At 38.2% G+C, this 20889-nt stretch carries 24 protein-coding genes; all 24 read right to left on the minus strand.

Translation table 11 applies throughout. From position 1 onward, the window contains the following. Nucleotides 1-5: 5 nt before the first annotated feature. The 24 genes from rplX to rpoC all read right to left on the minus strand — a co-directional run bounded on the left by rplX (nt 6) and on the right by rpoC (nt 20885). A complete protein-coding gene (gene rplX, locus ACN6MX_RS18945; protein WP_090567845.1) occupies nt 6-314 on the minus strand; it encodes a 50S ribosomal protein L24 in 309 nt (102 codons plus the stop codon). Between the two features lie 35 nt (nt 315-349). Continuing rightward, nucleotides 350-718, minus strand: coding sequence for a 50S ribosomal protein L14 (rplN, locus tag ACN6MX_RS18950; protein WP_053591327.1), 369 nt, complete (start codon nt 716-718; stop codon nt 350-352). Nucleotides 719-761: 43 nt separating this feature from the next. After that, nucleotides 762-1025, minus strand: coding sequence for a 30S ribosomal protein S17 (gene rpsQ / locus ACN6MX_RS18955; RefSeq protein ID WP_419960331.1), 264 nt, complete (start codon nt 1023-1025; stop codon nt 762-764). Nucleotides 1026-1043: 18 nt separating this feature from the next. After that, entirely contained in the window at nt 1044-1244 is a 201-nt protein-coding gene (gene rpmC / locus ACN6MX_RS18960) for a 50S ribosomal protein L29 (protein ID WP_090567840.1), read from the minus strand. Continuing rightward, nucleotides 1234-1668: a 50S ribosomal protein L16 gene (gene rplP, locus ACN6MX_RS18965; RefSeq protein ID WP_419960332.1), complete on the minus strand. Its 435-nt coding sequence runs from the start codon at nt 1666-1668 to the stop codon at nt 1234-1236. The genes rpmC and rplP overlap by 11 nt, the downstream gene beginning before the upstream one ends. A 1-nt stretch (nt 1669) precedes the next feature. Further along, nucleotides 1670-2326 carry a 30S ribosomal protein S3 gene (gene rpsC, locus ACN6MX_RS18970; protein WP_090567835.1) on the minus strand — a complete coding sequence of 219 codons (657 nt, stop codon included), beginning with the start codon at nt 2324-2326 and terminating at the stop codon, nt 1670-1672. A gap of 3 nt (nt 2327-2329) precedes the next feature. Further along, nucleotides 2330-2674, minus strand: a complete 345-nt coding sequence (rplV, locus tag ACN6MX_RS18975; protein ID WP_093537857.1) for a 50S ribosomal protein L22 — start codon at nt 2672-2674, stop codon at nt 2330-2332. Between the two features lie 20 nt (nt 2675-2694). Then, entirely contained in the window at nt 2695-2973 is a 279-nt protein-coding gene (rpsS, locus tag ACN6MX_RS18980; protein ID WP_277583932.1) for a 30S ribosomal protein S19, read from the minus strand. A gap of 60 nt (nt 2974-3033) precedes the next feature. Continuing rightward, a complete protein-coding gene (gene rplB / locus ACN6MX_RS18985) occupies nt 3034-3864 on the minus strand; it encodes a 50S ribosomal protein L2 (RefSeq protein WP_090567824.1) in 831 nt (276 codons plus the stop codon). A gap of 42 nt (nt 3865-3906) precedes the next feature. Then, entirely contained in the window at nt 3907-4191 is a 285-nt protein-coding gene (rplW, locus tag ACN6MX_RS18990) for a 50S ribosomal protein L23 (protein ID WP_090567820.1), read from the minus strand. Next, complete coding sequence (rplD, locus tag ACN6MX_RS18995; RefSeq protein ID WP_419960333.1) at nt 4191-4814, minus strand: 50S ribosomal protein L4; 624 nt, start codon at nt 4812-4814, stop codon at nt 4191-4193. The genes rplW and rplD overlap by 1 nt, the downstream gene beginning before the upstream one ends. A gap of 26 nt (nt 4815-4840) precedes the next feature. After that, nucleotides 4841-5470, minus strand: a complete 630-nt coding sequence (rplC, locus tag ACN6MX_RS19000; protein WP_419960334.1) for a 50S ribosomal protein L3 — start codon at nt 5468-5470, stop codon at nt 4841-4843. Between the two features lie 44 nt (nt 5471-5514). Continuing rightward, on the minus strand, nt 5515-5823 hold the full coding sequence (gene rpsJ, locus ACN6MX_RS19005) for a 30S ribosomal protein S10 (RefSeq protein ID WP_042478628.1): 309 nt from the start codon (nt 5821-5823) through the stop codon (nt 5515-5517). A gap of 506 nt (nt 5824-6329) precedes the next feature. Continuing rightward, the gene (locus ACN6MX_RS19010; RefSeq protein WP_419960335.1) at nt 6330-7649 is read right to left on the minus strand and encodes a Na+/H+ antiporter family protein; all 1320 of its coding nucleotides are present in this window, start codon (nt 7647-7649) and stop codon (nt 6330-6332) included. A gap of 116 nt (nt 7650-7765) precedes the next feature. Beyond that, nucleotides 7766-9754: an FtsX-like permease family protein gene (locus tag ACN6MX_RS19015; RefSeq protein ID WP_419960336.1), complete on the minus strand. Its 1989-nt coding sequence runs from the start codon at nt 9752-9754 to the stop codon at nt 7766-7768. Further along, nucleotides 9744-10505, minus strand: coding sequence for an ABC transporter ATP-binding protein (locus ACN6MX_RS19020; RefSeq protein WP_419960337.1), 762 nt, complete (start codon nt 10503-10505; stop codon nt 9744-9746). Before ACN6MX_RS19020 ends, ACN6MX_RS19015 begins: the two co-directional genes overlap by 11 nt. 99 nt (nt 10506-10604) lie before the next feature. Then, nucleotides 10605-11630, minus strand: coding sequence for a sensor histidine kinase (locus tag ACN6MX_RS19025; protein WP_419960338.1), 1026 nt, complete (start codon nt 11628-11630; stop codon nt 10605-10607). Between the two features lie 5 nt (nt 11631-11635). Continuing rightward, on the minus strand, nt 11636-12325 hold the full coding sequence (locus ACN6MX_RS19030) for a response regulator (RefSeq protein ID WP_419960339.1): 690 nt from the start codon (nt 12323-12325) through the stop codon (nt 11636-11638). Nucleotides 12326-12423: 98 nt separating this feature from the next. Then, on the minus strand, nt 12424-13611 hold the full coding sequence (gene tuf, locus ACN6MX_RS19035; RefSeq protein ID WP_419960340.1) for an elongation factor Tu: 1188 nt from the start codon (nt 13609-13611) through the stop codon (nt 12424-12426). Between the two features lie 116 nt (nt 13612-13727). After that, entirely contained in the window at nt 13728-15806 is a 2079-nt protein-coding gene (gene fusA / locus ACN6MX_RS19040; protein ID WP_419960341.1) for an elongation factor G, read from the minus strand. A 62-nt stretch (nt 15807-15868) separates the two neighbouring features. Continuing rightward, nucleotides 15869-16339: a 30S ribosomal protein S7 gene (gene rpsG / locus ACN6MX_RS19045; RefSeq protein WP_419960342.1), complete on the minus strand. Its 471-nt coding sequence runs from the start codon at nt 16337-16339 to the stop codon at nt 15869-15871. Nucleotides 16340-16380: 41 nt separating this feature from the next. Then, a complete protein-coding gene (gene rpsL, locus ACN6MX_RS19050; protein WP_211895978.1) occupies nt 16381-16800 on the minus strand; it encodes a 30S ribosomal protein S12 in 420 nt (139 codons plus the stop codon). A 98-nt stretch (nt 16801-16898) separates the two neighbouring features. Next, a complete protein-coding gene (locus ACN6MX_RS19055; protein WP_211895979.1) occupies nt 16899-17147 on the minus strand; it encodes a ribosomal L7Ae/L30e/S12e/Gadd45 family protein in 249 nt (82 codons plus the stop codon). Nucleotides 17148-17282: 135 nt separating this feature from the next. Next, nucleotides 17283-20885, minus strand: coding sequence for a DNA-directed RNA polymerase subunit beta' (gene rpoC / locus ACN6MX_RS19060; protein ID WP_419960343.1), 3603 nt, complete (start codon nt 20883-20885; stop codon nt 17283-17285). Nucleotides 20886-20889: the final 4 nt, after the last annotated feature.

The following is a 20889-nucleotide window of genomic DNA, read 5'->3' on the forward strand; positions in this document are numbered from 1 at the left end:
TTTACTTATTTAATAATTTCACCGGATTTTTTCGCAACACGAACTTTTTTGCCATCTTCCACTTTAGAACCTACGCGAGTCGGCTCGCCAGTTTTTGGGTCGATTAACATAACATTCGATACGTGGATTGCAGCCTCGTGGCTTACAATTCCTCCTTGCGGATTAGCTTGGTTTGGCTTCATATGTTTTTTGATGATGTTTACACCTTCAACTAACACACGGTCTTTCTTAGGAAAAGCAGTAAGAACAACACCTGTTTTACCTTTGTCTTTACCTGAGATTACCATTACTTTGTCGCCTTTTTTAACATGCATTCTGTCGCACCTCCTTGATTGGCACTTTCATGTAATTAAAGAACTTCTGGAGCTAAAGATACGATTTTCATGAAGTTGCTGTCGCGTAATTCACGAGCAACAGGTCCGAAAATACGAGTTCCACGCGGTCCTTTATCGTCTTTGATAATAACGCAAGCATTTTCATCAAATTTGATATATGTTCCGTCTTTACGGCGTACGCCGCTCTTAGTGCGAACGATTACAGCTTTAACGACGTCACCCTTCTTGACAACGCCACCTGGTGTTGCTTTCTTAACTGTACATACGACGATATCGCCGATATTAGCAGTTTTACGTCCAGTACCACCAAGTACTTTAATAGTTAAAACTTCACGTGCACCTGAGTTGTCTGCAACTTTCATACGAGTTTCTTGTTGGATCACTTAGGTAACCTCCCTTCGGAATTTATTAGTTCCGAACTTATTATTAGATAATAACCGCTTTTTCTATAACTTCCAATAGGCGGAAGCGTTTAGTAGCTGATAGCGGACGAGTTTCCATGATACGGACGATATCTCCGATTTGGGCTTCGTTTTGCTCATCATGAGCTTTAAATTTCTTAGAATACTTAACACGTTTACCGTATAACTTGTGTTTTTTATGAGTTTCAATTAAAACAGAAATTGTTTTATCCATTTTATCTGATACCACACGGCCAGTGTATACTTTGCGTTGATTACGCTCAGTCATGCCAGAAAACCTCCTTTATCAGTTGTTTGCACTGATTTCTCTTTCACGAACCACAGTTTTCATACGCGCGATAGCTTTACGAACTTCGCGAATACGAGCTGTGTTTTCTAATTGACCAGTCGCCAATTGGAAGCGAAGGTTGAAAAGCTCTTCTTTCAGTGATTTTACCTTTTGTTCTATTTCTGCAGTAGTAAGTTCACGGATGTCATTAGCTTTCATTAGATTCACCACCAATTTCTTGACGTTTGATTATTTTACATTTAATCGGAAGCTTATGTGATGCTAAACGTAATGCTTCACGAGCAACTTCTTCAGAAACGCCAGCTATTTCAAACATAATTTTTCCAGGTTTTACAACTGCTACCCATCCTTCAGGAGCACCTTTACCTGAACCCATACGTACCTCAAGAGGCTTTTTCGTATAAGGTTTATGAGGGAATATTTTAATCCATACTTTACCGCCACGTTTCATGTAACGTGTCATTGCAATACGAGATGCTTCAATTTGACGACTTGTAATCCAGCTTGCTTCAGTTGCTTGTAAACCGAATTCACCGAATGCTATTTCTTTGCCGCCTTTTGCTTCACCACGCATTTTACCACGGTGTTCACGACGATATTTAACGCGTTTAGGCATTAACATATTATTTGCCTCCTTCCTCAGAGTTCTTCTTAACCGGAAGGACTTCACCACGATAGATCCATACTTTAACGCCTAGCTTACCATAAGTTGTGTCAGCTTCAGCATGTGCATAATCGATGTCAGCACGTAATGTATGAAGTGGTACAGTTCCTTCGCTGTAATGTTCAGCACGCGCAATGTCAGCGCCACCTAAGCGTCCAGATACTTGAGTTTTAATACCTTTAGCGCCAGAACGCATTGTGCGTTGAATTGCTTGTTTTTGAGCACGACGGAAAGATACGCGGCCTTCTAATTGGCGTGCAATACTTTCTGCTACTAATTTAGCATCTAAGTCAGCTCTTTTTATTTCAACAATATTTATGTGTACACGTTTACCAGTTAAATCGTTCAAGTGCTTACGAAGTGCTTCCACTTCCGTACCACCTTTACCGATTACCATACCTGGTTTAGCAGTGTGAATTGTAACATTAACACGTTTTGCAGCGCGTTCGATTTCTACAGTAGAAACAGATGCTTCTTTTAAACGAGTTTCGATGTACTTACGGATTTTCAAGTCTTCGTGTAGTAGAGTTGCATAGTCTTTACCAGCGTACCATTTTGACTCCCAGTCACGAATGATGCCTACTCGTAATCCTATAGGATGTACTTTTTGACCCACGAATTATCCCTCCTTCTTCTCTGATACCACGATTGTGATGTGGCTAGTACGTTTGTTAATAGCACTTGCACGTCCCATAGCACGTGGGCGGAAACGTTTTAATGTTGGACCTTCATCAACGAAGACTTCAGAAACAACTAGGTTATTAACATCTAAATCATAATTGTGCTCAGCGTTAGCAACAGCGGATTTTAATACTTTTTCAACAACAGGCGACGCTGCTTTTGGAGTAAGTTTTAAAATTGCAACTGCTTCACCGATTTGCTTACCTCTGATTAAATCAACGACTAATCTTACTTTACGAGGGGCAATGCGCACTGTTTTAGCAATAGCTTTTGCTTGTGACATTTGAATGACCTCCTCTCAAATTAGCGTCTTGTTTTCTTATCATCAGAACCATGACTACCTATAGCGCGTGTTGGTGCAAACTCGCCAAGTTTATGACCTACCATATCTTCAGTTACGTATACAGGAACATGTTTGCGTCCGTCATATACAGCGATTGTTAACCCGATAAAAGTAGGGAAAATTGTAGAACGGCGAGACCAAGTCTTAATCACTTGTTTTTTCTCAGAGTCCTTCTGTGCATCGACCTTTTTCAATAAATGATCGTCTGCGAAAGGTCCTTTTTTCAAGCTACGACCCATGCTGAAACCTCCCTCCGTGATGACACCACGGTTCTATCTGTGAACCGTAGTAAAACCACTTTATTTTTTACGACGACGAATGATAAGTTTGTCGGATTTGTTTTTCTTGTTACGAGTTTTGTATCCAAGAGTTGGTTTACCCCATGGAGACATAGGTGACTTACGACCGATTGGAGTTTTACCTTCACCACCACCGTGTGGGTGATCGTTCGGGTTCATTACAGATCCACGTACAGTTGGGCGTTTACCTAACCAACGGTTACGACCCGCTTTACCAATGTTTACAAGTTCGTGTTGTTCGTTTCCTACTTCACCGATTGTAGCACGGCAAACGCCTAGGATTAAACGAACTTCTCCAGATTGTAAACGTACGATTACGTATTTACCTTCTTTACCAAGTAATTGAGCAGATGTACCAGCAGAACGAACTAACTGACCACCTTTACCAGGTTTCATCTCGATGTTATGGATAGTAGTACCCATTGGAATGTTTTGTAATGGAAGAGCGTTTCCTGCTTTAATATCAGCTTCTGGTCCTGACACGATTGTCATTCCCACTTCTAAGCCTTTAGGAGCTAGGATGTAACGTTTTTCCCCATCCGCATAATTAATTAATGCGATATTTGCAGATCGGTTTGGATCATATTCAATAGTAGCAACGCGTCCTGGTATACCATCTTTGTTTCGTTTGAAATCAATGATACGGTATTGACGTTTATGTCCACCACCATGATGACGAACAGTAATTTTACCTTGATTGTTACGGCCGCCTTTACGTTTCACAGGAGCAAGTAGAGATTTCTCTGGCTTGTCAGTTGTGATTTCAGCGTAATCTAATGAAGTCATATTACGACGTCCGTTTGTCGTTGGTTTATACTTTCTAATCGCCATGTTATTCCCTCCTTCTTGAGTATTAATTCCTTATTACAAGGATTAGATTTCGAATAACTCGATTTCTTTGCTTTCTAGAGTTAACGTAACAATCGCTTTACGACGTTTGTTTGTATACCCACCAAATTTACCTACGCGTTTGTATTTCCCTTTGTAGTTCATGATGTTTACTTTTTCAACATCTACTCCGAAAATTTCTTCAACAGCGTATTTAACTTGTGTTTTGTTGGCGCGAGTGTCCACTTCGAAAGTGTACTTTTTATCTGCCATTACTTCAGAAGAACGCTCAGTAATGACCGGACGTTTAATAATATCACGTGCTTCCATTATCCAAGCACCTCCTCTACTTTTTCTACTGCAGCTTTAGTCATTACAAGTTTGTTATGACCGATTAAATCTAAAACGTTAATGCCTGTTGCAGACACAACTGTGATTCCAGGGATGTTACGAGCAGCTAATGCTACTGTTTCATCTAAATCAGCAGTTACGAATAACGCTTTTTTATCGATTGAAAGGTTAGATAACACTTTCACGAAGTCTTTTGTTTTTGGTGCATCAAATGCTAAACCTTCAAGTACTACGATGCTTTCTTCACGAGCTTTTGTTGAAAGAGCTGAAAGAAGAGCTAAGCGACGTACTTTTCTAGGTAACTTAAAGCTGTAACTACGTGGAGTTGGTCCGAAAACAACACCACCACCACGCCATTGTGGAGAGCGAATAGAACCTTGACGAGCACGTCCAGTTCCTTTTTGTTTCCATGGTTTGCGTCCACCACCAGCAACTTCAGAACGATTTTTCACTTTGTGATTACCTTGACGAAGTGAAGCGCGTTGAGAAATGATAGCTTCAAATAAAACAGATTCATTTGGTTCAATACCGAAAACTTTATCGTTTAATTCGATTTCACCAACTGAAGAGCCTGCTTGATTGAATAATGATACTTTTGCCATTCCTGTTTCCTCCTTTCTTTAGAGAATTATTTCGATTTAATAGCAGCTTTAACAACTACTAATGATTTACGAGAACCAGGAACATTACCTTTTACTAATAGTAGGTTACGTTCAGTATCCACTCTTACGATTTCTAAGTTTTGGATTGTTACTGTATGTCCACCCATTTGACCAGGTAATTTCTTTTGTTTGAATACGCGGTTCGGAGCAACTGGCCCCATTGAACCTGGACGACGGTGGTAACGAGATCCATGGGCCATTGGTCCACGAGATTGTCCGTGGCGTTTAATAACACCTTGGAAACCTTTACCTTTAGTAGTACCTGTTACATCAATTACATCGCCTTCTGTAAAACTCTCTACCTTGACTTCTTGACCAACTTCGTAATTAGCTGTATCCAAGCCGCGGAATTCGCGGATGAAGCGCTTAGGAGCAGTGCTTGCTTTAGCTACGTGCCCTTTCGCAGGTTTATTAGAAAGCTTTTCGCGCTTGTCTTCAAAACCTAACTGAATAGCTTCGTAACCGTCTGTTTCAGCTGTTTTCTTTTGAAGCACTACGTTTGGAGTAGCTTCAATAACAGTTACAGGGATTAAGTCACCGTTCTCAGCAAATACTTGCGTCATACCGATTTTTCTACCTAAGATTCCTTTGGTCATCCGTCACACCTCCTATAATAATTTGTGTTTTTTATTTTTTACCATTAAAGTTTGATTTCAATATCAACGCCAGATGGTAAATCAAGCTTCATTAACGCATCAACAGTTTGTGGTGTTGGGTTAACGATATCGATAAGACGTTTATGCGTACGCATTTCGAATTGCTCACGAGAATCTTTATACTTATGAACAGCACGAAGAATCGTATAAACAGATCTTTCAGTCGGAAGTGGAATCGGACCCGATACACTTGCACCTGAACGTTTAGCAGTTTCCACAATTTTCTCAGCAGATTGATCAAGAATTCTGTGATCATACGCTTTTAAACGGATACGAATTTTTTGTTTTGCCATTACTTTCCCTCCTTTTCGCCTATTTTCTAGACATTCTCCACGAAAATTTTCCGTACACTCGCCATGGCAAAGCGGCCGGGTGTGTCGGTAACCTCTCGCTTCATCGCAGTCAAAGACCAACTACAATATTATATACAATAAAAAAAGATTTCGCAAGTGTTTTAGCGAAATTCTTTTAAATTGTTTTTTAAAACATATTTTAAAGCTATAATCATGTTCTTCAGCCGGAACTCAGTATATAAAATTAAGCAACAAATTTCAAGTAATACGATATTGTAAATTCGTGGTACTTTGTATTTGAGCTATCTTAAATAAGTAGAAAAGTGCATGTTTCCCTAAGAGACTTCAATAAATAGCTTAATGCAACAAACTCTCTCATGTAAAAACTTTGCTTGCCGGGAGAGTTATTTTCTAATTTGGTTTTATAATCCTTACGCAAGCGTAATCTAATAAAAAGGATGATCTTATTAACGATCATCCTTTTTCCTTCTATTGAATTATAGTGATTATGAAAAGAACATAATTGCAACCCAACCAAAAATGATTAATGGAATATTGAATATAAAGAAAGTTGGTATACAAGTATCTCGAATATGATTATGTTGTCCATCTGCGTTTAGCCCCGCTGTAGGACCTAATGTAGAATCGGATGCTGGTGATCCTGCGTCACCTAATGCCCCAGCTGTTCCAATTAGCGTAATAATTGCTGCAGGGCTTAAGCCAAATTCCTGTGCAATCGGAACAAAAATAACTGCAATAATAGGAATCGTTGCAAACGAAGAACCAATACCCATATCCACGATTAACCCAATAAGTAACATAATCAAAACCGCAAGACCTTTGTTATCACCCATGACAGCAGTAGATGCCGATACAAGCTTTTCAACGTCCCCAGAATCTGTAACTACTGCCGCAAAGCCACTAGCCGCAATCATCACCAATCCGATGAATGCCATCATACGCATACCATCTGTCAATAACTGATCTGCTTGTCTCCACTTAAGTGCTCCTGTAATATATAATGCAATAACCCCGGCTAGGGCACCTAAAATCATCGAACCTGTAGGAATCTGAACAACTATAGCAGCAAGCAAGGCAATAATTGTGAATACAACGTTTTTCTTCTCAATTGTTACTTCAACCGTGGATGCTACTTTCGTTTCTAGATTTTTGTATTTGCGAGGTTTACGGAAAGCGATGAATGCTGCGATTAGTCCTACAACCATTCCTAGCGCCGGGATTAACATTGGTCCATATACATCCGACGTTGAAATTGTCTCGCCGGCAGCTGTGATTTGTTTTGCAACTATATCTTGATAGATTAACCCGAAGCCAAATGGCAAACTCATATATGGCGTTATTAAACCAAAAGCTAAAATACACGCAATTAATCGACGATCCACCTCCATTAAATTTAAAACTTTTAAAATCGGTGGGATCAACAAAGGAATAAAAGCAATATGAATTGGAATTAAGTTTTGTGAAAATATAGCCATTAACAATAGAACAAGGAAAACTAGCGTTTTTGCTAATCCCGTTTTTTGCGTGTCACCATCTCGTTTTACTAATCTTAAAATTGCAGCGACTAATAGTTCTGGAATTCCAGTTTTTGAGATCGCAATCGCAAAACCACCTAACATTCCGTAACTTAATGCAATTTCTGCACCTTCACCTAAGCCTCCAGCAAACGACTCCATTGTTTCTGTAACAGATAATCCCGCTACAAGACCACCTATAATTGCACCTATTGTTAATGAGAAAACCACATTAACACGAAGTATACTAAATACTAACATAATTACTACCGCTACTAAAACAGCGTTCATCTAAAACACTCACTTTCACACACTAGATTACTAATATGCTAAAGTTTATAATCAATTGGTTAATCTGTCAACAAAAACACCTCTTTGTATAAGAGGCATTTTTTTATTATTGATCATTACAATGATTCATTTACAACTTTTCGATAGTAACCAATAGAGAGAAATGCAAAGATCGAATATAAAATCACATAAATACCCATCGTAATTAGCAAGGGAGCTACTAGTTCCGTACCAAATAGCATCCACCCTGATTTAACAGCAAAGTAACTATGTGCTAATCCTATGACTAATGGAAACCCGAAGTTAAACAACTGCTTTTTATAAATGCCTTTCATCAACTCATTAGTTGTGAAACCAATTTTCCTAAGCACCGTATAGGAAGCTCTCTCTTCCTCCGCTTCTGTCATTTGTTTAAAGTATAGAATGCTACCTGTAGTCATAAGGAATGCTAAGCCTAAGAATCCTGTCACAAAGATGACTAGTCCAAATATATCTAATGTGGATAGTCTGTATTCTTCTTGGGTAGCCATATTTACGCTATCAATTTCGCCGTTCGATTTTGTCACTTCAAAATGTCCATCGTTTGTTGTTTCTTCATACATCCTTTGAACTTCTTTTAACTGAGAACTATTAACTAAATCGATACCCACCTGTTTAACCCAAATCGTCTGTTGCTGAATACTACTATCCCCTGCAAGCTTCTCAAACTGTTTATTCGTTACAATTAATGCCTCTCCTCCGCCCGTAAGAGTGTTACCAAGTAATGAGTCGGCTTCGATTTTCTTAATCATAATACTTTCTTCTCCTGCATGTGTAGTCAGTTGGACTGGATTATTTGCTTCCCATTTGATGATTTCTGACATCATGTTGTTAAAGCCAATAATATACCCTTCTCCTTCTTCTAAGGTAAGTTTTGGTTTCACCTTCTGTGCATCGCTAAGCTTCGTGATTAACATCGGCCCTTTAGTTGCAATACTAATCCCCGCGGGTATACCATTTATGAAGAGATCTTTCTCGTTGACCTCCACATTCAACAATTCAATATCAGTCTGTACAAAGTCAATTTTGTTCTCGTTTAATCGTTCGATAAATTTTTGTCCTTGGTCATTCATCATAATATAATCAAACGGAATACTCTGCTTTGCCATCGCACCTGCTGAATAATAGGAGATATAAGACAAACAGAGAATTCCTAAGGCAGTGGCTGATATAACCGTAATCGTCGTTAACGACATAGCATTCGATTTCATTCGATGCATGATCGGCGAAAGAGATAACACATCCTGGATAGACAGATGTCCTCTTTTGCGTTTTCGTATTAAATTTAATACAAATGCTACCGAAAATCGAAAAACAAAATAGGTTCCACCAATGGTTGATCCTAAAATAGTAATCATTTTATAAAACAGCATATTGACATTATCACTATCTAATTCAAACAAAGTTGTAGATAAATAATACCCTAACCCAATCAAAATAAGACCTACTAACCCAAGAGACATTTGAATTCCACTAAATCGCTTCACTTTTACATCTGCTGTTGCATTGGCAGTAAACAACGCAAGCAATGAGACGCGTCTTATACCAATTGCAGTCTGGATCAACACTACAATCAATAACACTAGAAATACGAAAATCGTCATTTGTAGTGCTTCCACTGAAAATATTAACTGAACCAACACATCTTTTTCTAAAATTCGCAGTAACACCATCGCAAAAACTCTAGAAGTTAAAAAGCCTAGTCCGACACCTATCGCAAGTGCACTGACCCATAGAATCGTATTCTCTAGCACTAACAACCTTGTCACAAGCCCCTTAGACATGCCTATTAGCTGATAGAGCCCAATTTCTTTACTTCTTCTTTTCATAAACAACAGATTGGCATACAGAACAAAAAACACTACTACAAATAACAATATATACGATGCGGCCTTTAAACCAGCAGCAACCCTTACCCCTTGTGATACATCTACTACACTAGGATTGTATTGCAAAGTAACAAAAGAAAAGTAAAGCGTTACACTGAATATAAGTGCAAAAAAGTATAAATAATAATGCTTTATATTTTTCTTCATGCTTCGGAAAACCAATTGACTAAGCGTCATAGCCATCACCACCAAGTACACCTTGTGTATTCATAATCTCCTGGAAGAACTGTTTGCGATCTTTCTCCCCTTTATATAGCTCAGTATATAACTGACCATCTTTTAAAAATAATACTTTTGAGCAGAAACTAGCTGCCACAGCATCATGCGTTACCATCATAATAGTTACTCGTTTGTCCTTATTAATCTTTTCTAAATTACTTAAAAGTGCGGTTGCTGATTTGGAGTCAAGCGCCCCTGTTGGTTCATCCGCAAAAACAATTGCAGGATTACTTATTAATGCTCTTGCAGCGGAGGTCCTTTGCTTTTGACCACCGGATATTTCATTCGGATATTTATTTGCTAGTTCTTGAATGTCTAATATTCTTGTTATCTCTTGAAAACGTTGTTCCGCTTCCTTTTTAGAGGTTTTACTAATAGAAAGTGGTAGTAAAATATTTTCTTTAACTGTTAATGTATCTAGGAGATTGTAGTCCTGAAAGATAAATCCTAATTGTTCTCTTCGAAAATTGGACAAAGCTTTTTCCTTCATAGTACGTAGGTTATGCCCGCTTATTTCGATAACTCCTTCTGTTGCCTTGTCTATAGAAGCAAGTACATTTAAAAGAGTAGTTTTTCCAGACCCAGACGGTCCCATTATCCCTACGAATTCTCCTTCACTTACCTCTAAATCAATCCCTTTTAACACTTCCTGCGCTGTTGCCTTCTTGCCATATATTTTCTTTACTTTGCGACCGCTTAAAATAGTCATGTATGTTCCTCCTACAACTTAGTAACCTTATTGTACGATTTTTCTTATCAATAATCGTTTGATTAACGTTACAAACAAATAAAGTAGATGACAATTTTGTCACCTACCTAAAATTTTCACTATTTCATTTTGTAAAGGAAATTGAAGGGAAAATGCGGAGCCTTCGCCGATAGTAGAAGAAACAAATATATGAATACCTAAATGCTCAGTGACATTTTTGGCCAAGTAAAGTCCCATTCCAGTAGATGCGGTAGTTTGTCGACCAATTGCTCCCGTAAAAGCTTTTTCAAAGATTCTTGGTAAATCTGCCTGCGAAATTCCTATTCCTGAGTCTTTAATCATTAAAATGACGTGTCCTGTATCATCTATACTAGTTCGAATATGAATTTCACTGCCTGCATTGCTATACTTAACCGCATTGGATATTAATTGCCTCACTATAAAGGCTAGCCATTTTTGATCGGACATGACTTTTACTTCCGTGTTTTCTAAGTCAAATCCAATATTTTTCTGAATGCACCATGGTTGAAACTCTTTTATTTGCATGTGTAATATCTTTTGAATGTCCACTTCTTCAATCATATAATCTTTTTCTATAGTAGAAAATCTTGTGTTATGTAATTGCTGATCTAATAATAGATGGATTCGGAGCCATTCTACCTCTAGCTTTTTTTGAGCATTTCTATCTTCTAAAGAATCTATCATCAACTTCAGGCTAGTAAGTGGAGTTTTTACTTCATGAATCCATGTAAGTATGTGGTCATTTTCTTCTAAATGTTCTACTTTCAAAACATTGAGCTCTTCCTTTGCTACCAAAACAAAAGTATCTATCGTAGTCGATAACGTCTTTTCAAAGCTAGAATGCCCTACTGGAAAAGATTCTAATATGAAATCTAAACCTTTCTCGTTAGCCAAACTATTTACTAATGCTTTAATATACTTGGTTTCTTGAAAATATCGCCACAGAAAGAATAATACAAATGCTACAACATTGGTAAAGTTAATATATAGTAGAGAGATTTCCATAAAAGCTACATCCAAAGTAAGTATGAAATTCAACCAAATCTGTAGACTGATAAAAAAGAGAATCCATGCCCTTCTTTCTTTGATGTACAAAATAAACAAAATTTTTATCCCTCCCTAGTAATAGCCATATACCCTAAACCTTTTTTTGTTATGATCACATCTGCAAGTCCTATTTCCTCTAGCTTTGACCGAAGGCGATTAACGTTTACAGACAAGGTATTATCATTAACAAAACGCTCATCATCCCAAAGTTTTCTCATTAATTCATCTCTTGATACTATTCTATCCACAGAGTGTAGAAGTACTCGTAATATAAAAAGCTCATTTTTTGTTAACTCCATCGTCTTTTCCATATATGTAATTTCACTTTTTGAAAAATCGATAATTGCCTCGTTCCAATTATTTATATTCATAGACTCTTCTTGGTAATCATTTGTTCTTCTAAGAAGCGCTTGAACTTTAGCCACTAATACATCGAGATGAAAAGGCTTTTGCACAAAATCATCTGCACCCATTTGCATAGCCATAATCATATCCATCGGGTGATCTCGCGATGATAAGAAAATAATAGGAACTTTAGATATACGACGTATTTCTCTACACCAATGAAATCCATCAAATGCAGGCAATTGGATATCTATAAGAACAAAATGTGGCCTTTCTTCAATAAAAATAGACATTACTTTTTGAAAATCTTCTGGTCTACTAACGTCAAATGACCATTGTGCAAATCGTTCTTTAATCATTTCATAGATTGCCTGATCATCTTCTATTACTAACACTTTCACTGTCATCTACTAACTCACTCCTTTCAGATAGTGTACACTATTTATCGGCACAAAAAAAACCATCTCGTCGTCACGAGATGGTTTTTATATTAAAGATTTATAGATTATTTAGTAATAGTAGCAACTACACCAGCGCCTACAGTACGTCCACCCTCACGGATAGAAAATTTAGTACCTTCTTCAAGAGCGATAGGTGAGATTAGAGATACAGTCATTTCGATGTTATCTCCAGGCATAACCATTTCTACACCTTCAGGTAAGTTACAAACACCAGTTACGTCAGTTGTACGGAAGTAGAACTGAGGACGGTAGTTTGAGAAGAATGGAGTATGACGTCCACCCTCTTCTTTTGAAAGAACATAAACTTCAGCTTTAAAGTCTGTGTGTGGTGTAATTGTACCTGGTTTAGCTAATACTTGACCACGTTGGATATCTTCACGAGAAACCCCACGAAGAAGAGCACCAATGTTATCTCCAGCTTCAGCATAGTCAAGAAGTTTACGGAACATTTCAACACCAGTTACAGTAGTTGATTTTGCTTCTTCAGAAATACCGATAATGTCTACAACGTCACCGATTTTAACTTGGCCACGCTCAACACGTCCAGTAGCAACTGTACCACGACCAGTGATTGAGAATACATCCTCAACTGGCATCATGAATGGTTTGTCAGTTTGACGTTCTGGAGTTGGGATATAGCTATCTACAGCATCCATTAATTCAATGATTTTTTCTTCCCATTCTGGTTGTCCTTCAAGAGCTTTAAGAGCAGAACCTTTAATTACAGGAATATCGTCTCCTGGGAATTCGTATTCAGAAAGAAGGTCACGAATTTCCATTTCAACTAATTCAAGAAGTTCTTCGTCATCAACCATATCACATTTATTCATGAATACAACTAGGTATGGAACACCTACTTGACGTGAAAGAAGGATATGCTCACGAGTTTGTGGCATTGGGCCATCAGCAGCAGATACTACTAAGATCCCACCGTCCATTTGTGCAGCACCTGTAATCATGTTTTTAACATAGTCAGCATGTCCTGGGCAGTCTACGTGTGCGTAGTGACGAGTTGCTGTTTCATACTCAACGTGTGAAGTATTGATAGTGATTCCACGTTCTTTTTCTTCAGGTGCGTTGTCGATATCAGCGTAAGATCTAGCTGTACCACCCATTTTTTTAGAAAGAACTGTTGCGATAGCAGCAGTTAGAGTTGTTTTACCATGGTCAACGTGTCCGATTGTACCAATGTTTGCATGTGTTTTGGAGCGGTCAAATTTTTCTTTAGCCATTAGAGAAGTCCTCCTCAGTAATTGTATGATTTTTTATTATAAAAGTAAGGGACTAATAGCCCCTTGCCTTTCATAGACTACAAATTAGTTATACTTTAATTTTGGTGAAAATTCAATTATTCACCTTTATTTTTTTTGATAATTTCTTCGGAAATTGATTTTGGAACATCTTCATAATGATCAAATGTCATTGAGAAGACTCCGCGTCCTTGCGTATTAGAACGTAAAGACGTTGCATATCCGAACATTTCTGCAAGCGGAACCATTGAACGTACAACTTGAGCGTTACCGCGAGCGTCCATACCTTCAACGCGTCCACGACGTGAAGTGATATCACCCATGATGTCTCCTAAATATTCTTCAGGAATTACAACTTCAACTTTCATGATTGGCTCAAGAATTACTGGATTTACTTTAGATACAGCATTTTTCAATGCCATAGAAGCAGCAACTTTGAAGGCCATTTCATTCGAGTCAACATCATGATATGATCCGTCGTATAATTTTGCTTTGATATCGATTAACGGATATCCAGCAAGTACACCATTGTTAAGTGAGTCACGAAGACCTGCCTCAACAGCTGGAATGTATTCACGTGGAACTACCCCACCGACAACAGCATTTTCAAATTCAAAGCCTTTTCCTTCTTCGTTTGGAGAGAATTCAATCCAAACGTGTCCGAATTGACCACGTCCACCTGATTGACGTACGAATTTACCTTCAACTTTAGCTGAAGAGCGGAAAGTTTCACGGTAAGATACTTGAGGAGCACCTACGTTAGCTTCTACTTTAAATTCACGACGCATACGGTCAACTAAGATATCAAGGTGAAGTTCACCCATACCAGCGATAATAACTTGACCAGTTTCTTGGTCTGTATGAACGCGGAATGTAGGATCTTCTTCTGCTAGTTTCACAAGAGCAGCACCCATTTTATCTTGGTCAGCTTTAGATTTTGGCTCAACTGATAAAGATATAACTGGTTCTGGGAATACCATAGACTCTAGAATTACTAGAGACTTTTCATCACACAGTGTATCACCAGTAGTAGTATCTTTAAGACCTACTGCTGCAGCGATATCGCCAGCAAATACTTCTGAAATCTCTGAACGAGAGTTCGCATGCATTTGTAGAATACGTCCTACACGCTCACGCTTACCTTTTGTTGAGTTTTGAACATATGATCCTGCTTGTAACGTACCAGAATATACACGGAAGAATGTTAGTTTACCAACATAAGGGTCAGTCATAACTTTAAATGCTAATGCAGAGAAAGGTTCTGAATCATCTGAATGACGTAAAATTTCTTCTTCACTATCTGGATCAGTTCCTACCATAGCAGCAATATCAAGTGGTGATGGAAGGTATGCAACAACTGCGTCAAGAACTTTACGAACACCTTTGTTTTTAAATGCAGTACCACACACTACTGGATAGAATTCTACGTTTAGGGTACCTTTACGGATACCTTTTACTAATTCTTCGTTCGTGATTTCTTCACCATTTAAATATTTATCCATTAAGTCTTCGTCAAGTTCTGCTACCGCTTCAACTAGTTTTTCACGGTACTCTTGTGCTTGAGCTTTGTACTCTTCTGGAATTTCTATTTCTTCCATATCAGTTCCTAAGTCATTAGGATACATAGTAGCTTTCATCGTAATTAAATCAATAATTCCGTTGAATTCATCTTCTGCACCGATAGGTAATTGAATTGGATGAGCGTTAGCTTGTAAACGGTCATGAAGAGTTCCTACAGAATATAAGAAGTCAGCACCCATTTTATCCATTTTGTTAATAAAAACAATACGCGGTACGCCATAAGTTGTAGCTTGACGCCATACTGTTTCTGTTTGTGGTTCAACACCAGATTGAGCATCTAGTACTGTAACCGCACCATCAAGTACACGAAGTGAACGTTCAACTTCAACAGTGAAGTCTACGTGTCCAGGTGTATCAATGATATTTACACGGTGATTATCCCAAGCAGCTGTTGTTGCAGCTGAAGTAATAGTGATTCCACGTTCTTGTTCTTGCTCCATCCAGTCCATCTGTGATGCACCTTCATGAGTTTCCCCGATTTTGTGGATTTTACCAGTGTAATAAAGAATACGCTCCGTAGTAGTCGTTTTACCAGCATCGATGTGAGCCATGATCCCGATATTACGTGTTTTTTCTAAGGAGAACTCTCTAGCCATATTGTATTTCTCCTTCCATATTCGGATTAGAGTATGATTTTATATTAAGTATTAAAAAGATTTTACCAACGATAGTGAGCGAATGCTTTGTTAGCTTCTGCCATTTTGTGCATATCTTCACGTTTTTTAACTGAAGCACCAGTGTTGTTAGATGCATCAAGAATTTCGTTAGCTAAACGTTCTTCCATCGTTTTTTCTCCACGAAGACGTGAATAGTTTACTAAGTAACGAAGACCTAGTGTTGAACGGCGGTCAGGACGTACTTCAACCGGTACTTGGTAGTTAGCACCACCAACACGACGAGCACGAACTTCTAGAACTGGCATTACATTGTTTAGGGCAGCTTCAAATACTTCTATTGCATCTTTACCAGAACGTTCTTTAACAAGTTCAAACGCTCCGTATAGAATTTTTTGAGAAGTACCTCTTTTACCGTCAACCATCATTTTATTGATTAGACGAGTTACTAGTTTTGAATTATAAATTGGATCTGGTAACACGTCACGTTTGGAAACAGGACCTTTACGAGGCATGTGTTTTCCTCCTTTCGACGAATGTCAAATTATTAATTAGATTATTTCTTTTCTTTAGGGCGTTTTGCACCATAAAGTGAACGACTTTGCATACGACCAGTAACACCAGCTGTATCAAGAGCACCACGTACGATATGGTAACGTACTCCTGGTAAATCTTTTACTTTTCCTCCGCGGATAAGTACAACACTATGTTCTTGTAGGTTGTGTCCTTCTCCTGGAATATAAGCAGTAACCTCTAACGTATTAGTTAAACGTACACGCGCATATTTACGAAGTGCTGAGTTAGGTTTTTTCGGCGTCATAGTACCAACACGAGTACAAACCCCACGTTTTTGTGGAGAGTTAAGATTAGTACCAGCCTTTTTGAAGCTGTTATAACCTTTTCCTAGTGCAGGAGACTTTGATTTCGTAATTTTGGATTGACGAGGCTTACGTACCAATTGGTTAATTGTAGGCATCGATTATTCCTCCCTTCATTTGTTCTTGTTAATACCACACATCCAGGTGGTTCATTTTTGGGGTAAAAACAAAGTTTTTGTGTTTTACACAAAAACTGTTACACAGTAATAGCTACAACTGACGCCGCTAAGCGCAGTCCACAAGCCTTACCAAGATCTACTTTAGACTCAACATAGTTTATTGAAACATTGTTTTCCTCGGCTGTTAGTCGAGCTAGTTCAATGATTCTTTCTTCTACATCTAGTGCAATATAAACTTCGTTGACAAGCCCTTTTTTCATTGCTTTTACTGCTTGCTTTGTACCTATGATCGTTTCTTTCGCTTGTTTCACTTTTTCATAAGACATTTGCATATCCTCCAAAGGTACAAGTCAAATAACTATCAACCTTAAATATATTATCATTCATTGAAAAAGGTGTCAACAATAATCATGAAAATATTAGGGAGAAATATATTTAGTCCTCCCTAATATTCAATTGTTTTATTCTGCGTTAACTAATTCTTTTCCAGCATCAGCTTCATTATCTGTGATTTTAATTTGGCGGTAACGTTGCATACCTGTACCAGCTGGAACTAGTTTACCGATAATTACGTTTTCTTTTAGACCTAATAATTCATCACGTTTTCCTTTAATCGCTGCGTCTGTTAAGACACGAGTCGTTTCTTGGAATGATGCAGCAGACAAGAATGATTCTGTTTCAAGTGAAGCTTTTGTAATACCGAGGATAACTGGACGACAAGTTGCAGGAATTTTGTCTTGTAATACTGCTTCCTTGTTCGCTTCAGCAAATTGATGGATATCTAGTAGTGATCCTGGAAGTAGGTCTGTTTCTCCTGCTTCAATCACACGTACTTTACGAAGCATTTGGCGTACCATAACTTCGATATGTTTATCCCCGATTTCTACCCCTTGCATACGGTAAACTTTTTGTACTTCTTTTAATAAGTATTCTTGAACAGTTGAAACATCTTTAACTCTCAACAATTCCTTAGGATCCACAGAACCTTCCGTTAAAACTTGACCACGCTGCATTGTATCGTTTAGTTGTACTTTTAAACGTGCATTGTACGGTGCCAAATATTTACGAGTTTCCACATTACCTTGAATTGTAATTTCTTTTTGACCTTCTCTAATTTCATCAATTTCAGTAACAGTCCCCGAAATTTCGGAAATAACAGCTTGCCCTTTAGGATTACGAGCTTCGAAAATCTCTTGGATACGCGGAAGACCTTGTGTAATATCGTCTCCAGCAACCCCGCCTGTATGGAATGTACGCATCGTTAACTGAGTACCTGGTTCACCAATTGATTGAGCCGCAATAATACCAACTGCTTCTCCTACTTCAACTGTGTCTCCAGTAGCTAAGTTCAAGCCGTAACATTTTTTACAAACACCATGTTTTGTATTACAAGTAAATGCAGAGCGAATTGTTAATTCACTAATACCTGCTTCTTCAATAACACGAGCGACGTCTTGTGTAATTAACCCGTCTTTTTCTAGGATCAGTTCATTTGTAGTTGGATGGAAAATTGTTTTCTTCGTATGACGACCGACAATACGTTCGCCAAACTCTTCAATAACTTCCGTACCTTCCATAAGTGAACCAATTAATAATCCACGGTCCGTTCCACAATCTTCTTCACGTACAATAACATCTTGTGCAACGTCTACTAGACGACGAGTTAAGTAACCTGAATCGGCAGTTTTAAGAGCTGTATCGGCAAGACCTTTACGAGCACCATGTGTAGAGATGAAGTATTCAAGTACTGTTAAACCTTCACGGAATGATGACTTGATCGGAAGTTCAATAATACGACCGGCCGGATTGGCCATAAGTCCACGCATACCTGCAAGTTGAGTAAAGTTAGATGCATTACCACGGGCACCTGAGTCACTCATCATGTAGATTGGGTTCATATGATCTAGTGTTTTCATCAGTCTATCTTGAATAACTTCTTTTGCTTTACTCCAATGTCCAATAACACTTGCATAACGCTCTTCTTCCGTGATTAGACCACGACGGAATTGCTTAATAACTTTATCTACTTTACTTTGTGCTTCTTCAAGAATTTCACCTTTGTCTGGAAGTACTACGATATCAGAAATACCAATTGTAATACCAGCTTTAGTAGAGTATTTAAATCCTAGTGCTTTCATGCGATCAAGCATTTTCGACGTTTCTGTAATATGGAAACGTTTAAATACTTCTGCGATGATATTTCCAAGAATTTTCTTCTTGAATGGCTGTACAAGCTCCATAGACTCGATATGCTTTTTAACGTCTGTAATCGTTGGGACGAAATATTTCTCCGGAGTTTCAATTTGTAAATTGAAATCTGTCGGCTCATTAATGTAAGGGAACGATGCTGGAAGTATTTCATTGAATATTACTTTACCTACAGTCGTTAGTAATAGTAACTTATTTTGTTCTTCTGTAAATGTTTGATTGTTTACAGATGCTGCTGGTATTGCGATACGTGTATGCAAATGTACATGACCAGTATTATAAGCAATTAGCACTTCTTGTGGACCATAGAATGTTGAACCTTCGCCCATTGCACCTTTACGCTCAAGTGTTAAGTAATAGTTTCCTAAAACCATATCTTGAGATGGTGTAACTACTGGTTTTCCATCTTTCGGGTTCAAAATGTTTTGTGCTGCAAGCATTAGTAAACGAGCTTCCGCTTGTGCTTCTGCTGATAAAGGTACGTGAACAGCCATTTGGTCACCATCAAAGTCAGCATTATATGCTGTACATACTAGAGGGTGAAGGCGAATTGCGCGACCTTCTACTAATGTTGGTTCGAATGCTTGGATACCAAGACGGTGAAGAGTAGGTGCACGGTTAAGTAAAACCGGATGCTCTCTAATTACATCTTCTAATACATCCCATACTTCAGCATGCATACGTTCAATTTTACGTTTTGCACTCTTAATGTTGTGGGCTAAACCACGTTCAACAAGTTCTTTCATCACAAATGGTTTGAATAGTTCAATTGCCATTTCTTTTGGAAGTCCACATTGATACATTTTCAAGTTTGGTCCTACTACAATAACTGAACGACCAGAGTAGTCAACACGTTTACCAAGTAAATTTTGACGGAAACGACCTTGTTTCCCTTTTAACATATGTGAAAGTGATTTCAACGGACGGTTACCTGGTCCAGTTACCGGACGGCCACGACGACCGTTATCTATCAATGCATCAACAGCTTCTTGTAACATACGTTTTTCATTTTGAACGATGATACTAGGAGCACCAAGATCCAATAAACGTTTTAAACGGTTATTACGGTTAATCACGCGACGATATAAATCATTTAAATCTGATGTAGCAAAGCGTCCGCCATCCAATTGAACCATTGGACGTAATTCTGGAGGAATTACTGGTAGAACGTCTAAAATCATCCAGTCAGGTTTGTTTCCTGAGTTACGGAAAGATTCTACAACTTCTAAACGTTTAATCGCACGCGTACGACGTTGACCTTGAGCTGTTTTCAACTCTTCTTTTAAATGTTCTGTTTCACTTTCTAAATCAATTTCTTGAAGTAGACGTTTAATAGCCTCTGCACCCATCGCTGCCTGGAATTTAGTTCCGAACTTATCACGATATGCACGGTATTCTTTTTCAGAAAGCAATTGTTTCTTTTCAAGAGGCGTGTCTGCTGGCTCTATTACTACGTAAGAAGCAAAGTAAATTACCTCTTCTAGTGATCTTGGAGACATATCCAAAATCAGACCCATACGACTTGGAATACCTTTGAAATACCAAATATGTGATACAGGAGCAGCTAGTTCGATGTGGCCCATACGTTCACGACGTACTTTTGATCGTGTTACTTCTACTCCACAACGATCACATACAACACCTTTATAACGAACGCGTTTATATTTTCCGCAATGACATTCCCAGTCTTTTGTAGGACCAAAAATACGTTCACAGAATAAACCATCTTTTTCAGGTTTTAATGTACGATAGTTAATTGTTTCAGGTTTTTTTACTTCCCCATAAGACCATGAACGAATTTTATCAGGTGAAGCTAAACCAATTTTCATATACTCAAAATTATTAACGTCTATCAAGGAG

The sequence above is a fragment of the Psychrobacillus sp. BM2 genome (assembly GCF_048572895.1).
GTDB lineage: Bacteria > Bacillota > Bacilli > Bacillales_A > Planococcaceae > Psychrobacillus.

Bases quoted from the DNA above. Each gene is read 5' to 3' on its own strand.
- rplX (WP_090567845.1), bottom strand. From the start codon at position 314: ATGCATGTTAAAAAAGGCGACAAAGTAATGGTAATCTCAGGTAAAGAC.
- rpsQ (WP_419960331.1), bottom strand. From the start codon at position 1,025: ATGACTGAGCGTAATCAACGCAAAGTATACACTGGCCGTGTGGTATCA.
- rpmC (WP_090567840.1), bottom strand. From the start codon at position 1,244: ATGAAAGCTAATGACATCCGTGAACTTACTACTGCAGAAATAGAACAA.
- rplP (WP_419960332.1), bottom strand. From the start codon at position 1,668: ATGTTAATGCCTAAACGCGTTAAATATCGTCGTGAACACCGTGGTAAA.
- rplV (WP_093537857.1), bottom strand. From the start codon at position 2,674: ATGTCACAAGCAAAAGCTATTGCTAAAACAGTGCGCATTGCCCCTCGT.
- rpsS (WP_277583932.1), bottom strand. From the start codon at position 2,973: ATGGGTCGTAGCTTGAAAAAAGGACCTTTCGCAGACGATCATTTATTG.
- rplB (WP_090567824.1), bottom strand. From the start codon at position 3,864: ATGGCGATTAGAAAGTATAAACCAACGACAAACGGACGTCGTAATATG.
- rplW (WP_090567820.1), bottom strand. From the start codon at position 4,191: ATGGAAGCACGTGATATTATTAAACGTCCGGTCATTACTGAGCGTTCT.
- rplD (WP_419960333.1), bottom strand. From the start codon at position 4,814: ATGGCAAAAGTATCATTATTCAATCAAGCAGGCTCTTCAGTTGGTGAA.
- rplC (WP_419960334.1), bottom strand. From the start codon at position 5,470: ATGACCAAAGGAATCTTAGGTAGAAAAATCGGTATGACGCAAGTATTT.
- rpsJ (WP_042478628.1), bottom strand. From the start codon at position 5,823: ATGGCAAAACAAAAAATTCGTATCCGTTTAAAAGCGTATGATCACAGA.
- ACN6MX_RS19010 (WP_419960335.1), bottom strand. From the start codon at position 7,649: ATGAACGCTGTTTTAGTAGCGGTAGTAATTATGTTAGTATTTAGTATA.
- ACN6MX_RS19015 (WP_419960336.1), bottom strand. From the start codon at position 9,754: ATGACGCTTAGTCAATTGGTTTTCCGAAGCATGAAGAAAAATATAAAG.
- ACN6MX_RS19020 (WP_419960337.1), bottom strand. From the start codon at position 10,505: ATGACTATTTTAAGCGGTCGCAAAGTAAAGAAAATATATGGCAAGAAG.
- ACN6MX_RS19030 (WP_419960339.1), bottom strand. From the start codon at position 12,325: ATGACAGTGAAAGTGTTAGTAATAGAAGATGATCAGGCAATCTATGAA.
- tuf (WP_419960340.1), bottom strand. From the start codon at position 13,611: ATGGCTAAAGAAAAATTTGACCGCTCCAAAACACATGCAAACATTGGT.
- fusA (WP_419960341.1), bottom strand. From the start codon at position 15,806: ATGGCTAGAGAGTTCTCCTTAGAAAAAACACGTAATATCGGGATCATG.
- rpsG (WP_419960342.1), bottom strand. From the start codon at position 16,339: ATGCCTCGTAAAGGTCCTGTTTCCAAACGTGACGTGTTACCAGATCCA.
- rpsL (WP_211895978.1), bottom strand. From the start codon at position 16,800: ATGCCTACAATTAACCAATTGGTACGTAAGCCTCGTCAATCCAAAATT.
- ACN6MX_RS19055 (WP_211895979.1), bottom strand. From the start codon at position 17,147: ATGTCTTATGAAAAAGTGAAACAAGCGAAAGAAACGATCATAGGTACA.